Source organism: Parasphingorhabdus sp. (assembly GCF_041748495.1).
Classification (GTDB): domain Bacteria; phylum Pseudomonadota; class Alphaproteobacteria; order Sphingomonadales; family Sphingomonadaceae; genus Parasphingorhabdus.
Map to the genome: position 1 here is coordinate 19,068 of NZ_JBGTDD010000101.1, position 19,426 is coordinate 38,493.

20 protein-coding genes and 1 pseudogene are annotated in these 19,426 nt (G+C 55.9%); 18 read left to right on the forward strand and 3 right to left on the reverse strand.

Features of this window, described 5'->3' with window-relative positions:
* Positions 1-7: 7 nt before the first annotated feature.
* On the reverse strand, positions 8-502 hold the full coding sequence (locus ACEW8J_RS09145) for a DUF983 domain-containing protein (RefSeq protein ID WP_373491329.1): 495 nt from the start codon (positions 500-502) through the stop codon (positions 8-10).
* Between the two features lie 222 nt (positions 503-724).
* On the opposite strand from ACEW8J_RS09145, the gene ACEW8J_RS09150 reads away from it, so the two are divergent.
* From ACEW8J_RS09150 to ACEW8J_RS09215, 14 genes are all read left to right on the forward strand, one after another.
* On the forward strand, positions 725-1,045 hold the full coding sequence (locus ACEW8J_RS09150) for a helix-turn-helix domain-containing protein (protein WP_373491349.1): 321 nt from the start codon (positions 725-727) through the stop codon (positions 1,043-1,045).
* Positions 1,046-1,090: 45 nt separating this feature from the next.
* Entirely contained in the window at positions 1,091-2,725 is a 1,635-nt protein-coding gene (locus tag ACEW8J_RS09155) for a SulP family inorganic anion transporter (protein WP_373491330.1), read from the forward strand.
* 150 nt (positions 2,726-2,875) lie between these two features.
* On the forward strand, positions 2,876-3,592 hold the full coding sequence (gene ccmC, locus ACEW8J_RS09160; protein ID WP_373491331.1) for a heme ABC transporter permease CcmC: 717 nt from the start codon (positions 2,876-2,878) through the stop codon (positions 3,590-3,592).
* Positions 3,589-3,720 (forward strand): hypothetical protein, encoded by a 132-nt coding sequence (locus tag ACEW8J_RS09165; protein WP_373491332.1) that lies wholly within the window; start codon positions 3,589-3,591, stop codon positions 3,718-3,720. The genes ccmC and ACEW8J_RS09165 overlap by 4 nt, the downstream gene beginning before the upstream one ends.
* Complete coding sequence (gene ccmE, locus ACEW8J_RS09170) at positions 3,717-4,166, forward strand: cytochrome c maturation protein CcmE (RefSeq protein ID WP_373491333.1); 450 nt, start codon at positions 3,717-3,719, stop codon at positions 4,164-4,166. Before ACEW8J_RS09165 ends, ccmE begins: the two co-directional genes overlap by 4 nt.
* A complete protein-coding gene (locus ACEW8J_RS09175) occupies positions 4,163-6,100 on the forward strand; it encodes a heme lyase CcmF/NrfE family subunit (protein ID WP_373491334.1) in 1,938 nt (645 codons plus the stop codon). Before ccmE ends, ACEW8J_RS09175 begins: the two co-directional genes overlap by 4 nt.
* On the forward strand, positions 6,097-6,624 hold the full coding sequence (locus tag ACEW8J_RS09180; protein ID WP_373491335.1) for a DsbE family thiol:disulfide interchange protein: 528 nt from the start codon (positions 6,097-6,099) through the stop codon (positions 6,622-6,624). The genes ACEW8J_RS09175 and ACEW8J_RS09180 overlap by 4 nt, the downstream gene beginning before the upstream one ends.
* Positions 6,621-7,037 carry a cytochrome c-type biogenesis protein gene (locus ACEW8J_RS09185; RefSeq protein WP_373491336.1) on the forward strand — a complete coding sequence of 139 codons (417 nt, stop codon included), beginning with the start codon at positions 6,621-6,623 and terminating at the stop codon, positions 7,035-7,037. Before ACEW8J_RS09180 ends, ACEW8J_RS09185 begins: the two co-directional genes overlap by 4 nt.
* Positions 7,034-7,690, forward strand: coding sequence for a tetratricopeptide repeat protein (locus tag ACEW8J_RS09190; protein WP_373491337.1), 657 nt, complete (start codon positions 7,034-7,036; stop codon positions 7,688-7,690). Before ACEW8J_RS09185 ends, ACEW8J_RS09190 begins: the two co-directional genes overlap by 4 nt.
* A 153-nt stretch (positions 7,691-7,843) precedes the next feature.
* The gene (locus ACEW8J_RS09195) at positions 7,844-9,784 is read left to right on the forward strand and encodes a potassium transporter Kup (protein WP_373491338.1); all 1,941 of its coding nucleotides are present in this window, start codon (positions 7,844-7,846) and stop codon (positions 9,782-9,784) included.
* Positions 9,785-9,994: 210 nt separating this feature from the next.
* A complete protein-coding gene (gene rpiB, locus ACEW8J_RS09200) occupies positions 9,995-10,447 on the forward strand; it encodes a ribose 5-phosphate isomerase B (RefSeq protein ID WP_373491339.1) in 453 nt (150 codons plus the stop codon).
* A gap of 14 nt (positions 10,448-10,461) precedes the next feature.
* The gene (glyA, locus tag ACEW8J_RS09205; protein WP_373491350.1) at positions 10,462-11,751 is read left to right on the forward strand and encodes a serine hydroxymethyltransferase; all 1,290 of its coding nucleotides are present in this window, start codon (positions 10,462-10,464) and stop codon (positions 11,749-11,751) included.
* A gap of 15 nt (positions 11,752-11,766) precedes the next feature.
* On the forward strand, positions 11,767-12,228 hold the full coding sequence (nrdR, locus tag ACEW8J_RS09210) for a transcriptional regulator NrdR (RefSeq protein WP_373491340.1): 462 nt from the start codon (positions 11,767-11,769) through the stop codon (positions 12,226-12,228).
* Positions 12,225-12,968, forward strand: coding sequence for an RNA methyltransferase (locus ACEW8J_RS09215; protein WP_373491341.1), 744 nt, complete (start codon positions 12,225-12,227; stop codon positions 12,966-12,968). The genes nrdR and ACEW8J_RS09215 overlap by 4 nt, the downstream gene beginning before the upstream one ends.
* Before the next feature lie 9 nt (positions 12,969-12,977).
* Here the strand turns inward: ACEW8J_RS09215 and ACEW8J_RS09220 are convergent, their stop codons facing one another.
* Entirely contained in the window at positions 12,978-13,286 is a 309-nt protein-coding gene (locus tag ACEW8J_RS09220) for a chorismate mutase (protein ID WP_373491342.1), read from the reverse strand.
* Between the two features lie 216 nt (positions 13,287-13,502).
* Between ACEW8J_RS09220 and rpsD the strand changes: the two genes are divergently transcribed.
* Positions 13,503-14,117, forward strand: a complete 615-nt coding sequence (gene rpsD, locus ACEW8J_RS09225) for a 30S ribosomal protein S4 (RefSeq protein ID WP_373491343.1) — start codon at positions 13,503-13,505, stop codon at positions 14,115-14,117.
* Positions 14,118-14,190: 73 nt separating this feature from the next.
* On the opposite strand, the gene ACEW8J_RS09230 is transcribed toward rpsD, so the two are convergent.
* Positions 14,191-16,149: an alpha/beta fold hydrolase gene (locus ACEW8J_RS09230; RefSeq protein WP_373491344.1), complete on the reverse strand. Its 1,959-nt coding sequence runs from the start codon at positions 16,147-16,149 to the stop codon at positions 14,191-14,193.
* 160 nt (positions 16,150-16,309) lie between these two features.
* On the opposite strand from ACEW8J_RS09230, the gene ACEW8J_RS09235 reads away from it, so the two are divergent.
* The 3 genes and pseudogenes from ACEW8J_RS09235 to ACEW8J_RS09245 all read left to right on the forward strand — a co-directional run.
* The gene (locus ACEW8J_RS09235; RefSeq protein ID WP_373491345.1) at positions 16,310-17,992 is read left to right on the forward strand and encodes a M28 family metallopeptidase; all 1,683 of its coding nucleotides are present in this window, start codon (positions 16,310-16,312) and stop codon (positions 17,990-17,992) included.
* Positions 17,993-18,012: 20 nt separating this feature from the next.
* Positions 18,013-18,993 (forward strand): agmatine deiminase family protein, encoded by a 981-nt coding sequence (locus ACEW8J_RS09240; protein WP_373491346.1) that lies wholly within the window; start codon positions 18,013-18,015, stop codon positions 18,991-18,993.
* A 78-nt stretch (positions 18,994-19,071) separates the two neighbouring features.
* A pseudogene (locus ACEW8J_RS09245) lies at positions 19,072-19,426 on the forward strand (hypothetical protein); the annotation flags it as partial.

The window sequence follows — 19,426 nt, forward strand, 5'->3', positions numbered from 1 at the left end:
GATTTTTTCAATCATCTGAAGCCAGTGGTTCCACTGGGCGAACGGGTTTTTCAAATCCGTGCAATCCCATCCACCATTGCAGGGCGATAATCGCTCCTTTGGCCGGTTGTAGCAACGCACCGATCAGGATCAGCGCCAGGAAGATTATGATCGCCAGATTGATTTCCATGGAAAAATCGGTCTCCCCAACCATATAGATGATCACGGGTGCCATGATATGCCCGGTCAGGATGATCGCCACATAGGCAGGGAAATCATCTGCCTGCTGATGGGTCCAGTCCTGGCCACATATCTGACATTGGGCGATCGGCTTGAGCAGACTGGGAAACATCCGGCCTTCACCGCAACTGGGGCAATGGCCCCGCAGACCCCTGACAGCGGCTTGAAATGCCGTTTTCGGCAAAGCCGGGCAGGCAGGTTTTTCCGCTATGGGCGTGGCCGCGCCATCTTCACGGCGCTCATTATCGTCTATTCTGTCCAGCAAAGTTTCAAATCCGGCCATCAATTTACCCTGTCTCATTTTCGCTAAATTAGTGGCTGCCATTTCTGCGCCCACTGCGTTTTCGGCATTCGCCAGATGATCCAATTGCGATCGTGGGCCTGCTGACCCCGCCAGGCCGCGCACCACCAGGACGTCATCCAACTCGAAAGATCACTATACAGACTTAGAATAAATTGTTAATACTGATAATTGATGTTTCATATATCAAATTGGGTGAAAATGATGATCACGTCTCAACAAATGCGGGCAGCGCGGGCCTTGCTGGGTATCGATCAGCGACAGCTGGCCGCCCTGGCGGGGCTATCATTGCCGACGATTCAGCGCATGGAGGCCTCTGACGGACAGGTGCGCGGTGTTGTCGATACGCTGGTCAAGGTCATCGGTGCGCTGGAAAATAGTGGTATCGAGCTGATTGGCGAGAATGCCTCCAGCATCGGTATCGGCCGCGGCGTGCGGTTGCGCGAGACGATGGATGGCAAACCTGTACAGAGTATCGGCTCAATATTATTCGATCAGGCGAAGCCGGAAACGGACGACGGATAGCGAACCGCTCAGGTGCATAGCTTCACCCCCAAATTGTTTACGACCATGCGTGAAGGCTATGACTTCGGCCTGTTCAAATCCGACGCAATTGCCGGATTGACCGTTGCCATCGTCGCTCTGCCTTTATCCATGGCGCTTGCCATAGCCAGCGGCGCATCACCCGACAAGGGTCTGGTCACAGCCGTTATTGCCGGATTTCTGGTATCATTTCTGGGCGGCTCGCGGGTTCAGGTCGGTGGCCCCACAGGCGCCTTTGTTGTCGTCATATTCAATGTAATCGCGCTGCATGGCTATAATGGACTGTTGGTTGCCACCTTAATGGCGGGGCTCATCCTGATCGCGGCCGGCGCATTCAGGATCGGCCGACTGATAAAATTCATTCCGCATCCGGTGGTAACGGGTTTTACTGCCGGAATCGCGGTGATCATCGCCACCAGCCAGGTGAAGGATTTTCTCGGTTTGTCGCTGGACAATGTTCCTGCCGAATTTTTGCCGAAATGGCAGGCCTATTTCGGCGCAATGTCTTCTGTTCATTTTGCCACGGTGCTGGTCGGACTGGGCGCTCTCGCTGCGATCATATTGTTCAAGAAATTCGCTCCCAGACTGCCAGGCTTCCTGATCGCAATCATTCTGGCCTCGGTTGTGGTTGCGCTGTTGAAGCTGCCGGTCGAAACGATCGGGACCCGCTTTCCGGACATGCCTGCGGGATTGCCCATGCCATCATTGCCGGTCCTCTCTTGGGCGGTCATTGTCGAACTGCTTCCTTCGGCCTTCACGATCGCCTTTCTGGCCGGAATCGAGGCGCTGCTTTCTGCCGTTGTCGCCGACGGCATGACCGGCACTCGTCACCGTTCCAACCAGGAACTGATTGCCCAGGGCGTGGCCAATCTGGGGTCGATGCTCTTTGGCGGTTTGCCAGCAACCGGAGCGATCGCGCGGACGGCAACCAATATCAAGGCTGGCGCAAAGACGCCCGTGGCGGGGATGATGCACGCGCTATTCCTGCTGCTGTTCATCCTGTTTGCCAGTGACTTCATGGCTTATGTACCGATGGCCGCGCTCGCCGCCATATTGTTCATGGTCGCATGGGGCATGAGTGAACTGGACCGGTTCGTGGCGCTCCTGCGTATGCCCAACGGCGACCGCGCGATATTGTTGCTGACATTCGGCCTGACCGTGTTTGTCGATCTGACCGTGGCGATTGGGGTGGGGGTTACGCTGGCATCATGGTTATTCATGGCACGGATGAGCGAAACCGTATTGCTGGAAAACGGGAATTCCATGATCCCGGATAGCAGTCTGAATGACGACGATCCGGCCCAGCGGGACGAACTGCCCAGGGATGTGGAAGTGTTCCGGATCAGCGGACCGGTCTTTTTCGGGGTGGCGGGAGAATTGTTAGATGCCATGCGCAAGATTGGCCGCACGCCCAAGGTCATCATCCTGCGCATGCGGCTTGTGCCGATGCTCGATGCCAGCGGCGTCACGATGATCGAGGAATTTGTCGAACAGGCACGGCTGTCTGGTACCAGGATTATCTTGTCCGGTGTGCAGAACCAGCCGCGCGAGATGCTCGCCCGCATCGGACTTTCGAACGATGGGGCAGAAGTGCTGTTCGAAACCGACTATCGTGCGGCGCTGGCGCGGGCGAACCAATTGACCGGCGCAATCCAGCCTTAGCGGTCTCCAGCCGTTGCTCCCGCTATGCTTTGCAATATCCCGATCAGAGAGAAAAACGCAAAAACACTTGTCGCTGGGCCGTGCTTCTGCCATCGAATTGACGCAATGACACTGGACGCGTTCTAGCTCGAGGCAATCACCGCTCAATCCATGCACGCATTTGCAAACCCCACCCGTTTTTTGAACCTGGCCAGGCCATTGACCTTCTGGTTTCTGGTCGGCGGGATATTGTTGGTCCTGTTCGGTTCCGCTTATGGTTTGCTTTATGCGCCTGAAGACAGGTTGATGGGCGATAGCGTTCGCATTCTCTATATCCATGTGCCGACGGTCTGGCTCGCCATGGGCGGCTGGACGGCGATCGCGATCGCCAGCGTGATGCAGATTGTCTGGCGGCATCCACTGGCGGCGGTGGCCGCTCGGGCCGTCGCCGTTCCCGGAGCTTTGTTTACCGCACTAGGGCTCATTACTGGTTCGATATGGGCCCGGCCGACATGGGGCACCTGGTGGGTGTGGGATGGACGTGTCACCTCAGTGCTGGTCCTGTTCTTCCTCTATCTGGCCTATATCGCGCTAGCCAATGCCAGCGGCGACAAGGGGGGTGTATCCCGGGTAACCGCCATTTTCGGCATTGTGGGAGCGATCAATATCCCGATCATCAACCGTTCGGTCGTATGGTGGAACAGCCTGCATCAACCGGCCAGCATTACCACCAGTGGTTCTTCGATCGATAGCGCCTTTCTATGGCCCCTGATGGTAAATGTAATTGGCTTCAGCTTGCTGTTCGGGGCAATCGTCCTGATGCGCATGCGGGGCATTTTGGCAGAGATCAAGGTCGAAGCCCGGCTGAGAAGGATGGCAGCCGAATGAATCACTGGCCTTTTGTCATTGCCTCTTATGCCATAGTGATGATCGCCACGGCAGCGGTTATTGTGAGCAGCTATGCGACCATGCGCAAGGCAGAAAGCAAGGCAGATCAATTGGGCAAAAGACGATGAAGGCAAAGCATCAAAGGCTGACCCTGGTGCTGCTGGCGCTGGTTGCACTGATCGGTGCCGGGCTGATGGCTGCCTATGCGCTGCAGGATCAGGCCAGCTATTTCTATACGCCATCCGATATTGCGGATAAACAACCGGCAGCGGGTGTGGCAATCCGGCTGGGCGGCATGGTCGAAGTAGGCTCGATCCAGCGTTCTGCAGATGGCATCACGGTGCAGTTCATCGTGCAGGACGGTACCGCACAGCAGCTTGTTACCTATACCGGAATCACTCCGGATCTGTTTATTGAGGGTTCGGGTGTGGTTGCCGATGGCCGGCTCGATGGCAATGGTATGTTCGTTGCCGAGACGCTGCTTGCGAAGCATGATGAAAATTATATTCCCCGCGAACTGGAGGGTATTGATATGACCGCCGGCCAGCACAAGACGGAAACGCTCGTTCAATGATTGCAGAAACCGGCCTGATCGCGCTCTGGCTAGCGACCGCCCTGACGCTGTTGCAATTCGCGCTGGGCGCGATTGGTCTACGGACGGAGCGAGACGATTATTATGCTGCGATCCGGCCAGTGGCAGTTGCCCAAGGCGTATTTGTGACTATCTCATTCATACTGCTGATCTGGTTGTTCCTGCGCTCCGACATGTCGGTCAAGCTGGTGGCGATGAATAGCGCTTCGGTGAAACCGCTGCTCTATAAATTTGCCGGAACCTGGGGCAATCATGAAGGATCAATGCTGCTCTGGGTTACGGTCATGGGGATGGCGGGTGCCTTCATCGCCATGTTCGAGCGCTCGCTGGAAAAAAGAACCTTGGTGGCGACACTGGCGGCACAGGCATTCATCAGCCTTGGATTTTATGCATTCCTGCTGGTTTCATCCAATCCGTTTGAACGTTTGTTCCCGGTTCCGGCGGATGGGCAGGGGCTTAATCCGCTGCTGCAGGACCCTGGTCTCGCTTTCCATCCGCCGACGCTGTATTTTGGCTATGTAGGGCTTTCGGTGGCCTTTTCCTTTGCCGTCGGAGCGATGATCACCCGCGATGTCGGACCGGCTTTTGCCAAAGCGATGCGGCCCTGGGTGCTGGGTGCATGGATTTTCCTGACCCTAGGCATTACCGCCGGCAGCTACTGGGCCTATTACGAACTGGGCTGGGGTGGGTGGTGGTTCTGGGATCCCGTCGAGAATGCCTCGCTCATGCCCTGGCTGGCGGCGACCGCCTTGCTCCATTCGGTGACCGTGTTGGCGACTCGCGACGGGTTGCGGGCCTGGACGCTGATGCTGGCCGTGGTTGCTTTTTCCATGTCCATGATCGGGACATTCCTGGTCCGTTCCGGTATTCTGACCAGCGTGCACGCCTTTGCGGTAGACCCCGAAAGAGGCAGTTTCATTCTGGCCCTGCTCGCCATCTATATCGGCGGGGCAATGGCTTTGTTCGCGCTGCGGGTCGGTACGGTGAAAGAAGGCTCCCGGTTCGAACTGATCAGCCGCGAAGGCGCGCTGGTTGCGAATAATCTGTTGCTTTCGGTCATTTTGGCGCTGGTGTTCATCGGCACGCTCTATCCGTTGCTGGTGGAAGCGGTGAGCGGTGAAAAACTCTCGGTCGGACCGCCTTATTTCAATCTGGCCACCGGTCCACTGGCGCTGCTGCTGGTGGCGGTCATGGCAGCCGGACCTTTGCTGCGCTGGCGACGCGACAATCCGAAGACATTGCTGAATCGCATATCCATCCCCGTGCTGGTGGTCGCTGCGGCTCTGTTTGTGCTCGTCGCATTTACCACCGGCATGTCGATCCTCTCGCTTCTCGGTCTGGCGCTGGCAGCCGGCGTTGCGGTCGCCAGTTTTGCGCCATTATGGAAACGAAATTTGCGGCGCACGCCGATGCACACTTATGGCATGATCATTGCCCATTTCGGTGTGGCCGTGGCGCTGGTGGGCATGGCTTCGGAATCCAGCTTTACCGAGGAAAGGCTGGTCGCTGCGAAACCGGGTGATGAAATCACCGTGAACAAGTGGAAGCTCCAGTTCCAAGCGATTGAACCGGTGGCCGGGCCGAACTGGACCGCGCTCGAAGGCCGGATGACGGCGCAATATAGCGATGGCGTACTCCATGAAATCAAACCGCAGAACCGCATGTTTGCGGCTGCCCAGACTGAGACCAACGAGGCCGCGTTGCTGACTCGTTGGAACGGACAGCTCTATGTGGTGCTGGGCGAAGGGGACCGTGAAGATCGTTGGCAGGTACGGGTCTGGTGGAAGCCATTCGTGCCCTTGATCTGGTATGGCGGAATATTGATCTCACTGGGCGGCCTGCTGGCGATGATCGGCCGGTTACGCCGGGGCTATCAGCAACGCAAGCAGCGGGAATTTGCCGAGGCGATGCTATGAACCGCTGGTTGCTCTGGTTGCCGCTCGTGCTGTTCGGCCTATTCTTTGCCGCGGTCGCTACCGGCTTGATTATGCCCAAGGATAATATCATCGAAAGCAAGATGGTCGGCAAAGAGATGCCGGTATTTGCTTTGCCGGCAGCGATTGCGCAAAGCCCCGCATTGAGCAGTTCCGACCTTTCCGGGGGCAAGCCGACTCTGCTCAATATCTTCGCTAGTTGGTGTGTGCCTTGCATCGCCGAGGCGCCGCAATTACTGGCGTTGCAGCGGGCCGGTGTTGAAATCAATGCGATTGCCAGCCGTGACACGCCGGAGGATATTGCCAATTTTCTCAATCGCTGGGGCAACCCCTATACGCGGATCGGAACCGACACGACAAGCAAGGTGCAACTGGAACTGGGTTCGTCCGGCGTGCCGGAGACCTTCGTGATCGATGGCAATGGCATCATCGTGCATCAGCATATCGGCGATATCCGCGAAGAAGATGTCGCCAAGCTGATCAAACTGCTGGAGGAAGCGGGATGAAGCGATATCTTGTCCTGCTGGCCCTTTGCCTTGCGGCACCTATTGCCGCACAAACCGGCCTGCCACCTGCGCCTTATGCCGACCGGCAACTGGAAGATCCCCGGCAAGAGGCGGTTGCCGCCGAACTGATGGAAGAGTTGCGCTGTCTGAAATGTCAGAGCCAGTCGATCTCCGACAGCAATGCCCCTATGGCGGGCGATATGCGCAGCCAGGTGCGGGAACGAATTGCAGCGGGTGAAACGCCGAACGAAGTCAGAAACTGGCTGATCGAGCGCTACGGGAATTGGGTTACCTATGATCCGCCGATTTCGGCAGCGGTGACATGGCCGCTGTGGTTTGCGCCAATCATTCTGTTGCTCGCGGCCTTGTGGCTCGCGCGCGGACGGTTTCGCAATTCCAAGGATGATGAATGATGGGCTGGATTATCCTGTTTCTTTTCGTGCTGATTTCTGGCGGCCTGTTGATCAAATTTGGCAAATTATCTCGGGCCACCTATGAAATCACGGCTGCCGCACTGTTGCTGGGTGTTGCCGGATATGCCTGGCAGGGAAATCCCGGCATGGCTGGCGTCTCGATCGAGCCCAGGGAAAAAGCCAATAGTTTCAACGATGACACCATTGATGCGCGCAACGATTTGGGCGAACGGTTCGGCACGGCTCAGGAATGGCTGATTTTTTCCGACTCGCTCAATCGCGCCGGAAAGCATGGAGCGGCCGCCAATTATTTGCGCAACGGAGTGAAAGAACATCCAGATGATCCCGATCTCTGGGTCGGTCTGGGCAATGCCCTGGTCGTTCATGCTGATGGTGTGATCACCCCTGCCGCACAATTCGCCTTTCAGAAAGCTGCAGATCTGTCACCCGAACATCCCGGGCCGCCGTTTTTTCTGGGACTGGCTTATGCGCAGTCGGGAAAGATCGATCAGGCGCGCGCAATCTGGACCGAATTGCTGGCCCGGAGCAGCGAAGACGCCCCCTGGCGAGCGGACCTCGAGTCGCGGCTCGCAACCATGGAACAGATACAACCGTCGCTTCCGGTAGCCCCGGATACCAACTTGACCCAGTAAAAATCTCGTATTATCAATTGGTTGATATTGTTCCTCTGTCGTTATGTTGCGCCTGCTAATTGCCGGTGCTAAGCGCACGCGCCTGCTGAAACGAATGTAAGTAATCCGCCTATTTTGTTCAAATTGATCGGGGTACGCCGTAACGGCCAAGCAATGTCCGCAGAACCAAAAGATAGCGCAGACGCGCCAGGTGGCACGTTGCAAACCCACGGCTCGCCGCAGCGCAATTCAGCGATAGCCAAGCTGGCCGCTGGCGCGATTGGAATCGTGTTCGGCGACATCGGTACCAGCCCGCTTTATGCGTTTCGCGAAACGTTCATCGGCGCGCATCCGCTGGAGTTGGACCGGATCCATGTGCTTGGCGTGGTCAGCCTGATCTTCTGGTCGATGACGCTGGTGGTGACGATCCAATATGTCACGATCACCATGCGGGCGGACAACAAGGGCCAGGGCGGTAGTCTCGCGCTTGTGGCGCTGATTTCAGGAGCGATGCGACGATCCAAATATGGCTGGCTTGCCATATTGCTGGGCGTTTTTGCGACTGCACTTTTTTACGGCGACAGCATGATTACGCCCGCAATCTCGGTACTCTCCGCAGTCGAAGGTTTGACCGTTGTGCAGCCCGGACTGGGGCATCTGGTCATTCCGATCGCACTGACGCTGCTGATCTTCCTGTTTCTGCTCCAGTCCCGCGGCACGGCAAAAATCGGAGCATTATTCGCGCCGGTGATGTTCGTTTATTTCCTTGTCATCGGAACGCTCGGCATCATCCAGATTGTCGCCCATCCGAGCATTCTTGTTGCCTTCAATCCCTGGTACGCCGTTCAGTTTTTCCTGACCGACGGGTTCAAGGCCTTTCTGGCTCTGGGTTCTGTTGTTCTGGCTGTCACCGGCTCCGAAGCCCTTTTTGCCGATATGGGACATTTTGGCCGCAAACCAATGCGCATCGCCTGGTACGGTTTTGTGATGCCGGCTTTGCTGTGCAACTATTTCGGACAGGGAGCTATGATCCTCTCTCTTGATGCCGCGGGCGCCGCCGAAGCGATCAGGAACCCGTTTTTCATCATGGCACCCGAAGTGCTGCGCTTGCCGCTCGTGATCCTGGCAACAATGGCGACGTTCATCGCCAGTCAGGCCGTGATTTCTGGTTCATTCTCGGTTACCCACCAGGCGATCCAGCTAGGTTTCATTCCACGCCTTACGACCAAGCACACCAGCGCGTCGGAAGCGGGACAAATTTATATTCCGTTCATCAACTGGGCCCTCATGATTGCGGTTATCCTGCTGGTGCTGACCTTCCAGAACTCAAGCAATCTTGCATCTGCCTACGGCATCGCGGTCACCGGCGCGATGTTCATCGACACATGTTTGCTGGCGGTCGTGATGATTGTCCTGTGGAAATGGAAACTTTGGTACGCATTGCCGCTGCTGGCCGTATTCTTCATTGTCGATGGCGCCTATTTTGCGGCCAATCTGACAAAAGTACCTGATGGCGGCTGGTTCCCGCTAGCGGTTGGCGGTGTCGGTTTCATCATCCTGACCACATGGGCCAAAGGCCGCAAGATCATGCGCAAGAATATGGCAGAAGCGGCTATGCCGATCGAAATTTTCACAAAATCTGCTGCCAACAGTGCCACCCGGGTGTCGGGAACCGCAATTTTTATGGCGTCTTCTTCCGCCGGTGTGCCATCCGCGCTGCTCCACAATATCAAGCATAACAAGGTCATTCACGAGCGGGTCGTCATCCTGACCGTCAATATTCAGGACATCCCGACCGTTGCCTCAGACAAGCGCTGTGAAGTGAAGGATCTGGGTCATGGCTTCTACCGTCTTATCCTCCATTTCGGCTTTATGCAGGAAACCGATGTTCCGGAGGCCCTGAAAGAGGTCAAGGGATGCGGTATGGAATTCGACATGATGACAACCAGTTTCTTCCTGTCGCGGCAGACGTTGCTCCCCTCGAAAAAGCCCGAAATGATGATCTGGCGGGAGAAACTCTTCGCCTGGCTGTTGCGCAACGCGGCCACCGCGATGGAATTTTTCAAGCTCCCTACCAACCGCGTGGTGGAACTGGGTAGTCAGATGGAGATCTGACGAAGTTAATCCGGGGGGTTATCCTCTTCCCGGGGCCGGTCTTAGACCATTTGGATCCAAGCAGGTCTAGATAGGGAAACGGACCCCGGCCTTCGCCGGGGTTGACGCTTCTTCACGCTTCGCATGACGAGGCGCATCAAATATTTAGTGGCCTATCACTAGACTCTCTACTAAATAGCGGCCCATCGATTCTAACCACAGGAACAGCCTATGCGCGTCGCCATTGCCTCCGACCATGCCGCCCTTGATATGAAGGCGGCGCTCGTGGATTGGTTGCAAGATGCAGGCCACGAGGTTTCCGACCTCGGTCCAATGTCGACGGACAGCGTCGACTATCCCGACTACGGCTATAAGCTGGCCGAGACAGTGGCATCCGGTCGTGCGGAACGCGGGGTCGCACTGTGCGGATCAGGCATCGGTATTTCGATTGCGGTGAATCGGAATCCGGCCTGTCGTTGCGCTCTGGTTTCCGAAGGTCTCTCGGCCAAACTGTCGCGGGAACATAATGATGCGAATATCATTGCCATGGGTGCGAGACTTGTGGGCATCGAAATTGCGAAAGACTGTCTTGATGTCTTTCTGAAAACAGAATTTGGCGGCGACCGGCACCAACGCCGGGTCGATAAATTGTCCGCACCACCAGTTGAAGGAGTAAGCGCATGAGCAACGTTGCAGATATGCAGGACATTAGACAGACCGGATTTTTTGATTTTTCGGTCGACGAAAGCGATCCAGCGGTTGCTGGAGCGATCAATGCTGAATTGTCGCGCCAGCAGAACCAGATTGAGTTGATCGCCTCGGAAAATATTGTTTCTAGGGCTGTGCTGCAGGCACAGGGTTCTGTCTTCACCAATAAATATGCCGAAGGCTACCCCGGGCGCCGCTATTATCAGGGTTGCGCCCCTTCGGATGATGTCGAGACGCTGGCGATTGAACGCGCAAAGCATCTGTTCAGTTGCGGCTTTGCCAATGTTCAGCCGCATTCCGGTGCCCAGGCCAATGGTGCGGTGATGCTCGCGCTGACCAAGCCGGGTGATACGATATTGGGCATGTCGCTTGATGCCGGTGGCCATCTGACTCACGGAGCAAAGCCGGCCCAGTCGGGCAAGTGGTTCAATGCCATCCAATATGGCGTCAATGATGATGATCATCTGATCAACTATGCCGAAGTAGAGGCTCTGGCCAAGGAGCATCAGCCAAAGCTTATCATTGCCGGTGGTTCTGCCTATCCCCGGCAGATTGATTTTGCAAAATTCCGGGCCATTGCGGATGCGGTAGGGGCGTTGTTCATGGTTGATATGGCGCATTTCGCCGGACTGGTCGCTGCCGGACTGCACCCCAGTCCGCTAGGCTTTGCCGATGTTGTCACAACCACGACTCACAAGACTCTGCGCGGACCACGCGGTGGCATGATCCTGACCAATGATGAAGCCATTGCCAAGAAAATAAACTCGGCGGTTTTCCCTGGTTTGCAGGGTGGTCCGCTGATGCATGTGATCGCTGCCAAGGCAGTCGCCTTTGGCGAAGCACTGCGTCCGGAATTCAAAAGCTATTCTGCTGCTGTTATCGAAAATGCCAAGATTCTCGCGGCGACGCTGAAGGAACGGGGCGCCGATGTCGTGGCGGGCGGCACTGACACCCATCTGGCGCTGATCGATCTGACTCCGCTTGGCATTACCGGGCGCGACGCCGACGAAGCACTCGAGCGGGCAGGCATCACCTGCAACAAGAACAGCATTCCCAATGATCCGCAGCCTCCGATGAAAACCAGCGGCATCCGGGTGGGTTCTCCGGCTGGTACAACCCGCGGTTTTGGACCGGCTGAGTTCAGGATGATCGGCGATATGGTTGCCGATGTACTGGAGGGCCTGCGGGTAAAAGGCGAGGGCGGCGATCCGTCCGTGGAAGCGGACGTGCGCGAGCGGGTCCAGGCCTTGTGTGATCGTTTCCCGATTTATCCGGCTTGATCAGAAAGCTCCACCATGCGTTGCCCCTTTTGTGCTCATGACGACAGTCAGGTAAAAGACAGCCGTCCGACCGAGGACAATACAACGATCAGACGCCGGCGGCAGTGCGAGAGCTGCGGTGCAAGATTCACGACGTTCGAGCGCGTGCAATTGCGCGAAATCACCGTTGTGAAAAGCAAGGACCGCAAGGAACCCTTTGATCGTTCGAAGATCGACCTGTCGGTTTCGCTCGCCTGCCGCAAGCGCGGTCTGGCGCAAGAACAGATGGATCAGCTGGTATCCGGAATCCAGCGTCAGCTGGAAACCAGCGGCGAGACCGAAATTCCGTCCAAGAGAATTGGCGAGATGGTAATGGACGGCCTGAAAGCGCTCGATAGCGTCGCCTATATCCGCTTCGCCTCCGTCTACAAGGATTTCACCGAAGCCAAGGATTTCAAGGAATTTGCCGGTAGCGTGAAAGACGTCGGCGGGGCGTGAACAGCCAGCCCGCCATCATTTTGGTCAATCCGCAGCTCGGCGAAAATATCGGAAAAGCGGCGCGCGCGATGCTCAATTTCGGGCTGACGGAAATGCGCATTGTCAAGCCCAGGGATGGCTGGCCCAATCCGTCCGCCGGACCATCGGCTTCGGGCGCAGATCAGGTGCTGGAACAGGCGAAAATCTTTGAAACTACCGCTGAAGCTGTGGCGGACTGTGCCCACGTTTATGCGACAACCGTCCGCAAACGAGGTATGACCAAGATTGTCCTTACGCCCTGGGAAGCTGCGGAAGACATGGCGCAAGCGAGCGGCAAGTGCGCAATATTGTTCGGGCCCGAGCGGTCCGGCCTGGAAGTGGTCGATGTAGAACTGGCGCGCAAGATCATTACGGTACCCATTAACCCCGAATTTGGTTCGCTCAATCTGGCGCAGGCGGTGATCCTTGTCGCCTATGAACTCTCCAAATTGGAGGGCGTCGCCAACGTCCAACCGACGCTGGAAAAGGTGATGGCCGAGCCGGCTCCGCAGAAAGAGCTGGACATGTTTTACGAGCATCTCGAGCGGGCTCTGGACAAAAACGGCTATTTCTATCCGCTTGAGCGAGCGGTAGCGACGAAAGTCACGCTGCGCAACATGCTGACAAAGCCAGCCTGGACGAATGAAGAGGTTAAGACATGGCGGGGCATTATTTCTTCGCTGGAAAGACCGCCGCGAAAGGACAAGGCGGAAAAGCAGTAGATCAAGCAGCTATTTTCGGATCATATCCCATTTCTGCAATTCATAGCCAATCGACGTTTCCACCAGCATCTCCCAGATCGCTGCCACCGTCGGCACCGGAATGCGTGCCTCCTCGGCCAGCCGCTTGACGTTTTGCAATACGGCTGCCTTGCGGACTTCATCGCGAACGATGTTTCGATCCTGCTTGATCCGGGCAGCGGCATCCATGCATGCGAACCGCTGCGCCATCAATGCGATAATTTCGGCGTCGATCCGGTCCACCTGCTCGCGGACATCGGTCATGGTTTCCATGGGTGGCAAGGATTTGAGATGGGTCATCCTTGCGCATTAATCATCGGCGGATTGAGAGTCGAGAGCTGTTGCGGAAATCCGCACAATTTTCGCGGGCCAAGACGGTTGACAATCGCAGGTTTGCTAGTCATAGGCGCGCACTTGCAATTGGCCCCGCACCCCGGTGAAGCGGTGGCCGCGTTAGAACTCGCTTCTTTCGGTGCATTCCGGGACGAATGAAATAGCAAATTAGGAGTCATTGACATGACCAAACGTACCAGTTCCAAATATAAGCTCGATCGCCGTATGGGCGAGAATATCTGGGGTCGCCCCAAATCCCCCGTCAATCGCCGCGATTATGGTCCAGGCCAGCACGGTCAGCGCCGCAAGGGCAAGCTGTCCGACTTCGGTATCCAGCTGCGCGCCAAGCAGAAGCTGAAAGGCTATTATGGCGACGTGACGGAGAAGCAGTTCCGCCGCGCCTATAAGGAAGCCGCAGCGATGAAAGGCGATACCAGCCAGAATCTGATCGGCCTGCTCGAGCAGCGCCTCGACATGGTTGTCTATCGGGCCAAGTTCACCCCAACCATCTTTGCTGCCCGTCAGCTTGTCAGCCACGGTCATATCCGCGTTAATGGCGTCAAATGTAATGTTGCCTCGCGCAAAGTTGTGCCTGGTGACGTGATTTCGCTGAGCACCAAGGCCCAGGAAATGCTGCTGGTTATCGAAGCGCAGAGCCTGCCAGAGCGCGATATTCCCGAATATGTGGCACCCGATGGCACGGACAAGGTAACCTATGTCCGCATCCCGACACTGGATGAAGTGCCCTATCCGGTGACCATGGAACCCAATCTGGTCGTCGAATTCTATTCGCGCTGATTGTTTTCAGTTCATATCAAAGGAAAAGGGCGGCCATCATGTGCCGCCCTTTTTCGTTTGGTTTGTGAGGTCGTTACTTCGGGAGAAAGGCCGCTGATTTGGTCAGCATGTCGATGCGAACTGCCGAATTTTCCAGCCCGTGCGCCAAGCCTTTATATTCAATGAAGGTCACTGATTTTCCAGCATCTTTCAACTTTTTTTCCATGAGTTTCGAATGCTGAATTTCGACATTTCTGTCGTAGTCACCGTGAAACAACATCACGGGCGCAGTGATTCTGGATGCATTCTGGGCAGGGGACCCCGCGCTTACATGAGGACCATTGCCGACATAATCTCGAACTACGGCGGCATCATAATATCCTCTGGCATCGCCTTTCAATGTTGAGAGATCCGTGACCGGAGCAATTGCGACAACTGCCTTGAACAAGTCTGGAGCCAGAACAGCCGATTGCAGCGCGGCATATCCGCCGTAGGACCATCCCACGATTGAGAGAGCAGAGGGTTTCGCAATGCCTTGCGCCACAAGCCATCTGCCGGCATCGGTGACATCGCCAATCGATGTCTCCCAGGATTGAAATCCGTTGATCTTGTACCAATCATCGCCATAGCCGGCCGAGCCGCGGAAATTTGGCTGCAATACAGCAAAACCCTGACTGACATAAAATTGTGCCAGCCAGTGAAATCCCCATTCATCACGACTTTCCGGCCCTCCATGCGGCATAACGATAGCTGGCAGATTCTTTCCGGTTGATCCCGATGGTAGCGTTAAGTAGCCCGGGATCATGGTCCCGTCAGCCGCTGGATAGGACACCGGTTTGACGCGACCCAGATCCGCATTTTCGACAATCGGACGAACCCCCAGCAACGGGCGCAACTGTTTCGTTTCTTTGTCAAATAGGAAATATTGGCCAGGATCAACATCTGATCCTGCCCAGATCAACAATTTGGTTTCTCCCAAATTTGCATCGGCAAAGTGGATTGAATAATCCTCTCCCAAGGCGTTCCCCAATGCAGTAGCAAGTGATGCGAGCTCGTTGTCAAAATAGACTGCTGTCCGCCGTTCCAGGGCATAGCTTGCGCCGACCACTCGGTTGTCGCGACCAATCCGGATCAAGCCATCGACATCGACCTCATCATGCTTCAATATGACTTCGCGGCCGTTACCGCCGTCCAAATCGACTGCAACCAGCGCCTTGCGCCCATCTATCGGTTGAAAACCAAAGGCGCGATTGCTTTTGGGATCAACGGCATATGGGTTGAAGCCAGTGCGTTTGGCATAGTTCAGTTCGCCCATAGCAACCCATTTACCATCCAGTTCATAGAAATATTTAATTTCGCCGCTGTCAAGTTCTGTCCCACCCAATTTGGTGCGCATGCCTTTGATACGTACGTTTCCGAGACCGTCGGTTATATATTCGATCGTTTCTCCGGAAGGACGTTCAGAAAATTTTGTTCTACCGGTTTCCGTGTCGATCATTTCAGCCGCCAAGCCATTTTTTATGTTCGAGATCCGAGAACCAATTTTTTCCTGAGCCAGATGATATCGGGACATCATCACCATATTATCCTGGCCGGGCAACCAGTCGATAATATCCCCACCTCCAAGGTTATAGCCGATTGCATTTCTTCCCTGTTTCTTGGTCAGCAACACGGGCTTGCTTCCATCTGCGTTGACCGCGAAAACAGTTGATGAGCCATATAATGTGCCCGCATAGTCCTCTATCGCGTTAATCTTGCACGCCAAACGCTCATTTGACACCCAGCCACACCAAGAGAGTTTTTCTGGTTCGCCTGACGATGTCGTGACACGAACCGGAATGTTACCCTTGGTGAGATCAATCGAATAAAGATCGATCTGTCTTCCTGGTCCCGGAGAGATAAAGGCGACTTTGTTCCCATCAGGGGAGATGCTGATATCCCGGACAGCCGGCATAGCACCGAAAATTTTGGCTTTTTCGTTAGCGAACGCAACGGGGCTGACGATGACGGAAGCAACTGCAACTGAGACTAACAATGTATGGATACGCAACATAAGAACTCCCCCTTATAAAACAACAAGTTTGCTGCATCGCCCACTCCAGATTGTTTGGCAACCCTCGATGTTTCGATTGTCACGCTTCTTGCCTTGCCGAAAATCGTCTGCCATTGGTCATGCAACGATTTTCCAAACTGAAATTTTCAGAAGGTAATGCATGATGTTGAAACGGTCGCTGTCGGGACTTCTCCTGCCCTCACTTTTGCTTGTGGGCTGCACACAGATTGAAGAGGAGGGGGATGCGTCGGCAGCGTTTCCAGAAATCGCGGCGCCGGAATTGTCGGTTGAAACGATGAAATCGATCACGGAAGAACTTTCGTCTGACGCCTATGAAGGCCGTGCACCAGGGACGGCCGGTGAGGAAAAGACGATCAAGCTGCTGTCAGAAAAATTTGCGGCGGCCGGGCTGGAGCCGGGTAATGGCGAGAGCTGGTTCCAGGATGTGCCGCTGGTGGGTATCACCGCGACAAATATCTCTCCGCTGAAAATCACCGGCGGCGACAGCGAACTGTCCTTTGAACATGGCAGCGATTATGTTGCCACAAGCTATCAGGAACAGCCGAAAATTGCAGTGGCCGACAGCGACATGGTATTTGTCGGCTATGGCATCAGCGCGCCAGAGCGCGGCTGGAACGACTATGAGGGCGTCGATGTCAAGGGCAAGACGGTCATCATATTGGTGAATGATCCCGATTTCGGTACCGAAAGTCTCGAAGGCGATTTTGGTGGTCGGGCGATGACCTATTATGGCCGCTGGACCTATAAATATGAGGAGGCGGCCCGGCAGGGTGCTGCGGCGGCGCTTATCATCCATGATACGGATCCGGCATCTTATGGCTGGAACGTCGTGGAATCGAGCTGGACCGGTGAGCAATTTTATGCCCAGTCGACCAATGGCGGCGCGGACCAGACCAAATTGAACGGTTGGATCCAGAAAGAGGCAGCGGCGAAAATTTTTGCTGCGGCCGGTCAGGATCTGACCGCGCAAATGGCAGCGGCGAAGAAAAAAGGGTTCAAGGCGATTGATCTGAAGCTGCAAGCCTCGGCTTCGCTGGAAAACGGGATCAAGAAAACCGACAGCAAGAATGTCGTCGGCCTGTTGAAGGGCAAAACCCGCCCGGACGAATATGTCATCTATACAGCCCATTGGGACCATCTGGGGCGGTGCAAACCGGCTGAGGATGGTGATGATATCTGCAATGGGGCGATCGACAATGCGACCGGCACCGCCGCGCTGGTGGCGCTGGCGGAGGCCTATGTCAAAGCCGGCGCGCCGGACCGCAGCATCATCTTTCTGGCGGTGACGGCGGAAGAATCGGGCCTTCTCGGCTCCAAATATTATGCGGACAACCCGATTTACCCGCTCAGCCAGACGGTGGGCGGTGTGAATATGGACGCCTTCAGCATGGCCGGTCCGGCCAAAAATGTGGTTGTGGTGGGCAAGGGCAAATCAGAACTGGACAATTATCTGGAGGCGGCGCTGAAGGACGACGGACGCATTGCCGAAGCCGAGCCGACGCCGGAGAAGGGTTTTTACTACCGCTCCGATCATTTCAGCTTTGCCAAGCTAGGCGTGCCCATGATCTATTTTGAAGGCGGTGACGATCTGATTGACGGCGGCCGGGAAGCGGGTGAAGCTGCGGGTAAAGATTATGGGGACAACCGTTACCATGGCCCGAAAGACGAATATGACCCGGACTGGGACTGGACCGGCGTGATGGCAGATCTGAAAGTCTATTATACCGTTGGCCGAATGCTGGCGATGACCGAGGATTGGCCCAACTGGAACGAAGGTGATGAATTCCGGGCCACTAGGGATCAGAGCCGCGCGGGCAAGTAACCGTTCCGGATGACGGCAGGATGAGATGGCCAGCAGAGTGGGAGCCGCATCTGGCGGTGTGGATCGGCTTTCCCGGTGATCCGGCCGAGTGGCCGGTCGGACTGGGCGAGGCGCAGCGGGAAGTCGCGGCCTTTGCCAATGCGGTCGCGGATCAGGGCGCGGGAGAGCGTGTGGTTCTGGTCTGCCGAACCCCCGCTGACGGGGAGACAGCGCGCGCGCTGGCCCAGTCCGGCGTGGACATTGTCGTCCAACCCTTTGGCGATATCTGGCTGCGCGATTCCGCACCGATATTTGTTGTCGGACAAGAAGGCCTTATCGGTCAGAATTTTGGTTTCAACGGCTGGGGCGGCAAATATGCAATGGCTGGCGACCAGGATATTGGTGCGCGGCTGGCAGAGCATTTTGGCCTGACGACCACGGAACGGGGCTGGATTTTGGAAGGAGGTGCGATCGACGGTGATGGCACCGGCCGACTGATCACGACCGAACAATGCGTCCTCAATCCCAATCGCAATGACGCGCTTTCCAGGGAGAAAGCGGCCGAGCGGTTGCGCGAAGCATTGGCGGCGGCGGATGTTTGCTGGCTCGGTGACGGTCTGATCGCCGACCACACCGATGGTCATGTCGACAATCTTGCCCGCTTCGTTGCACCGGGCACGCTTGCGATACCGCAGGCCGACGATACCGATGATCCCAATGCACAGATTTTCGAGCATGCTGCAAGGCGAGCCCGCTCGTCAGGTCTGCGCGTGGTCCGATTGCCTTCGGCGGGTCGTTATGAAATCGACGGCGATGTCGCACCCGCCAGCTATATGAATTTCTATATCGGCAACAGCGTCGTCGCCGTGCCGCAATATGGATGTGCAAAGGACGAGCACGCAGTCGATCAGATCGCTGCACTTTTTCCCGACCACAAGGTGATCGGACTATCCAGCCGGTCCTTGCTTCGCGGTGGCGGTAGTTTTCACTGTATCTCGCAGCAAATCCCGCTGCTGCCGTAACCCAGGCGTTCAAACGCGCGAAGCTTTGTCGGGCAAGTGTAAACTGCTAGGCTAGCAATGCTTTTGAAGGGATGATTGATGACGGATGGCCTATTGGGCGTGTTGAGCGTGCTGACCTATATTTTCATATTGCTGCTGGGGACCGGTTTCGCGGCAATCGTCATAATCTTCATGATCGATATTACCCAGAAGCAGGATGCGGTGCGGCGCAACTATCCGGTTATTGGCCGGTTTCGCCATATTTTCTCCACGCTCGGAGAATTTTTTCGGCAATATTTTTTTGCCATGGACCGCGAGGAAATGCCATTCAACCGGGCGGAGCGGGAATGGGTAGACAGAGCCGGACTCGGCATGGACAATACCATCGCATTCGGGTCAACAAAAAACCTGGAGCCGCCCGGCACGGCAATTTTTGTCAATTGCCCGTTCCCGA

Excerpts from the sequence above, each read along its gene's own strand:
- ACEW8J_RS09150 (WP_373491349.1), top strand. The coding sequence starts at position 725 with ATGATCACGTCTCAACAAATGCGGGCAGCGCGGGCCTTGCTGGGTATC.
- glyA (WP_373491350.1), top strand. The coding sequence starts at position 10,462 with ATGCAGGACATTAGACAGACCGGATTTTTTGATTTTTCGGTCGACGAA.
- rpsD (WP_373491343.1), top strand. The coding sequence starts at position 13,503 with ATGACCAAACGTACCAGTTCCAAATATAAGCTCGATCGCCGTATGGGC.
- ACEW8J_RS09180 (WP_373491335.1), top strand. The coding sequence starts at position 6,097 with ATGAACCGCTGGTTGCTCTGGTTGCCGCTCGTGCTGTTCGGCCTATTC.
- ACEW8J_RS09175 (WP_373491334.1), top strand. The coding sequence starts at position 4,163 with ATGATTGCAGAAACCGGCCTGATCGCGCTCTGGCTAGCGACCGCCCTG.
- ACEW8J_RS09190 (WP_373491337.1), top strand. The coding sequence starts at position 7,034 with ATGATGGGCTGGATTATCCTGTTTCTTTTCGTGCTGATTTCTGGCGGC.
- ACEW8J_RS09195 (WP_373491338.1), top strand. The coding sequence starts at position 7,844 with ATGTCCGCAGAACCAAAAGATAGCGCAGACGCGCCAGGTGGCACGTTG.
- rpiB (WP_373491339.1), top strand. The coding sequence starts at position 9,995 with ATGCGCGTCGCCATTGCCTCCGACCATGCCGCCCTTGATATGAAGGCG.
- ACEW8J_RS09165 (WP_373491332.1), top strand. The coding sequence starts at position 3,589 with ATGAATCACTGGCCTTTTGTCATTGCCTCTTATGCCATAGTGATGATC.
- ACEW8J_RS09185 (WP_373491336.1), top strand. The coding sequence starts at position 6,621 with ATGAAGCGATATCTTGTCCTGCTGGCCCTTTGCCTTGCGGCACCTATT.
- ccmC (WP_373491331.1), top strand. The coding sequence starts at position 2,876 with ATGCACGCATTTGCAAACCCCACCCGTTTTTTGAACCTGGCCAGGCCA.
- ACEW8J_RS09145 (WP_373491329.1), bottom strand. The coding sequence starts at position 502 with ATGGCCGGATTTGAAACTTTGCTGGACAGAATAGACGATAATGAGCGC.
- ACEW8J_RS09220 (WP_373491342.1), bottom strand. The coding sequence starts at position 13,286 with ATGACCCATCTCAAATCCTTGCCACCCATGGAAACCATGACCGATGTC.
- ACEW8J_RS09230 (WP_373491344.1), bottom strand. The coding sequence starts at position 16,149 with ATGTTGCGTATCCATACATTGTTAGTCTCAGTTGCAGTTGCTTCCGTC.
- nrdR (WP_373491340.1), top strand. The coding sequence starts at position 11,767 with ATGCGTTGCCCCTTTTGTGCTCATGACGACAGTCAGGTAAAAGACAGC.
- ACEW8J_RS09240 (WP_373491346.1), top strand. The coding sequence starts at position 18,013 with ATGAGATGGCCAGCAGAGTGGGAGCCGCATCTGGCGGTGTGGATCGGC.
- ACEW8J_RS09235 (WP_373491345.1), top strand. The coding sequence starts at position 16,310 with ATGATGTTGAAACGGTCGCTGTCGGGACTTCTCCTGCCCTCACTTTTG.
- ACEW8J_RS09155 (WP_373491330.1), top strand. The coding sequence starts at position 1,091 with ATGCGTGAAGGCTATGACTTCGGCCTGTTCAAATCCGACGCAATTGCC.
- ccmE (WP_373491333.1), top strand. The coding sequence starts at position 3,717 with ATGAAGGCAAAGCATCAAAGGCTGACCCTGGTGCTGCTGGCGCTGGTT.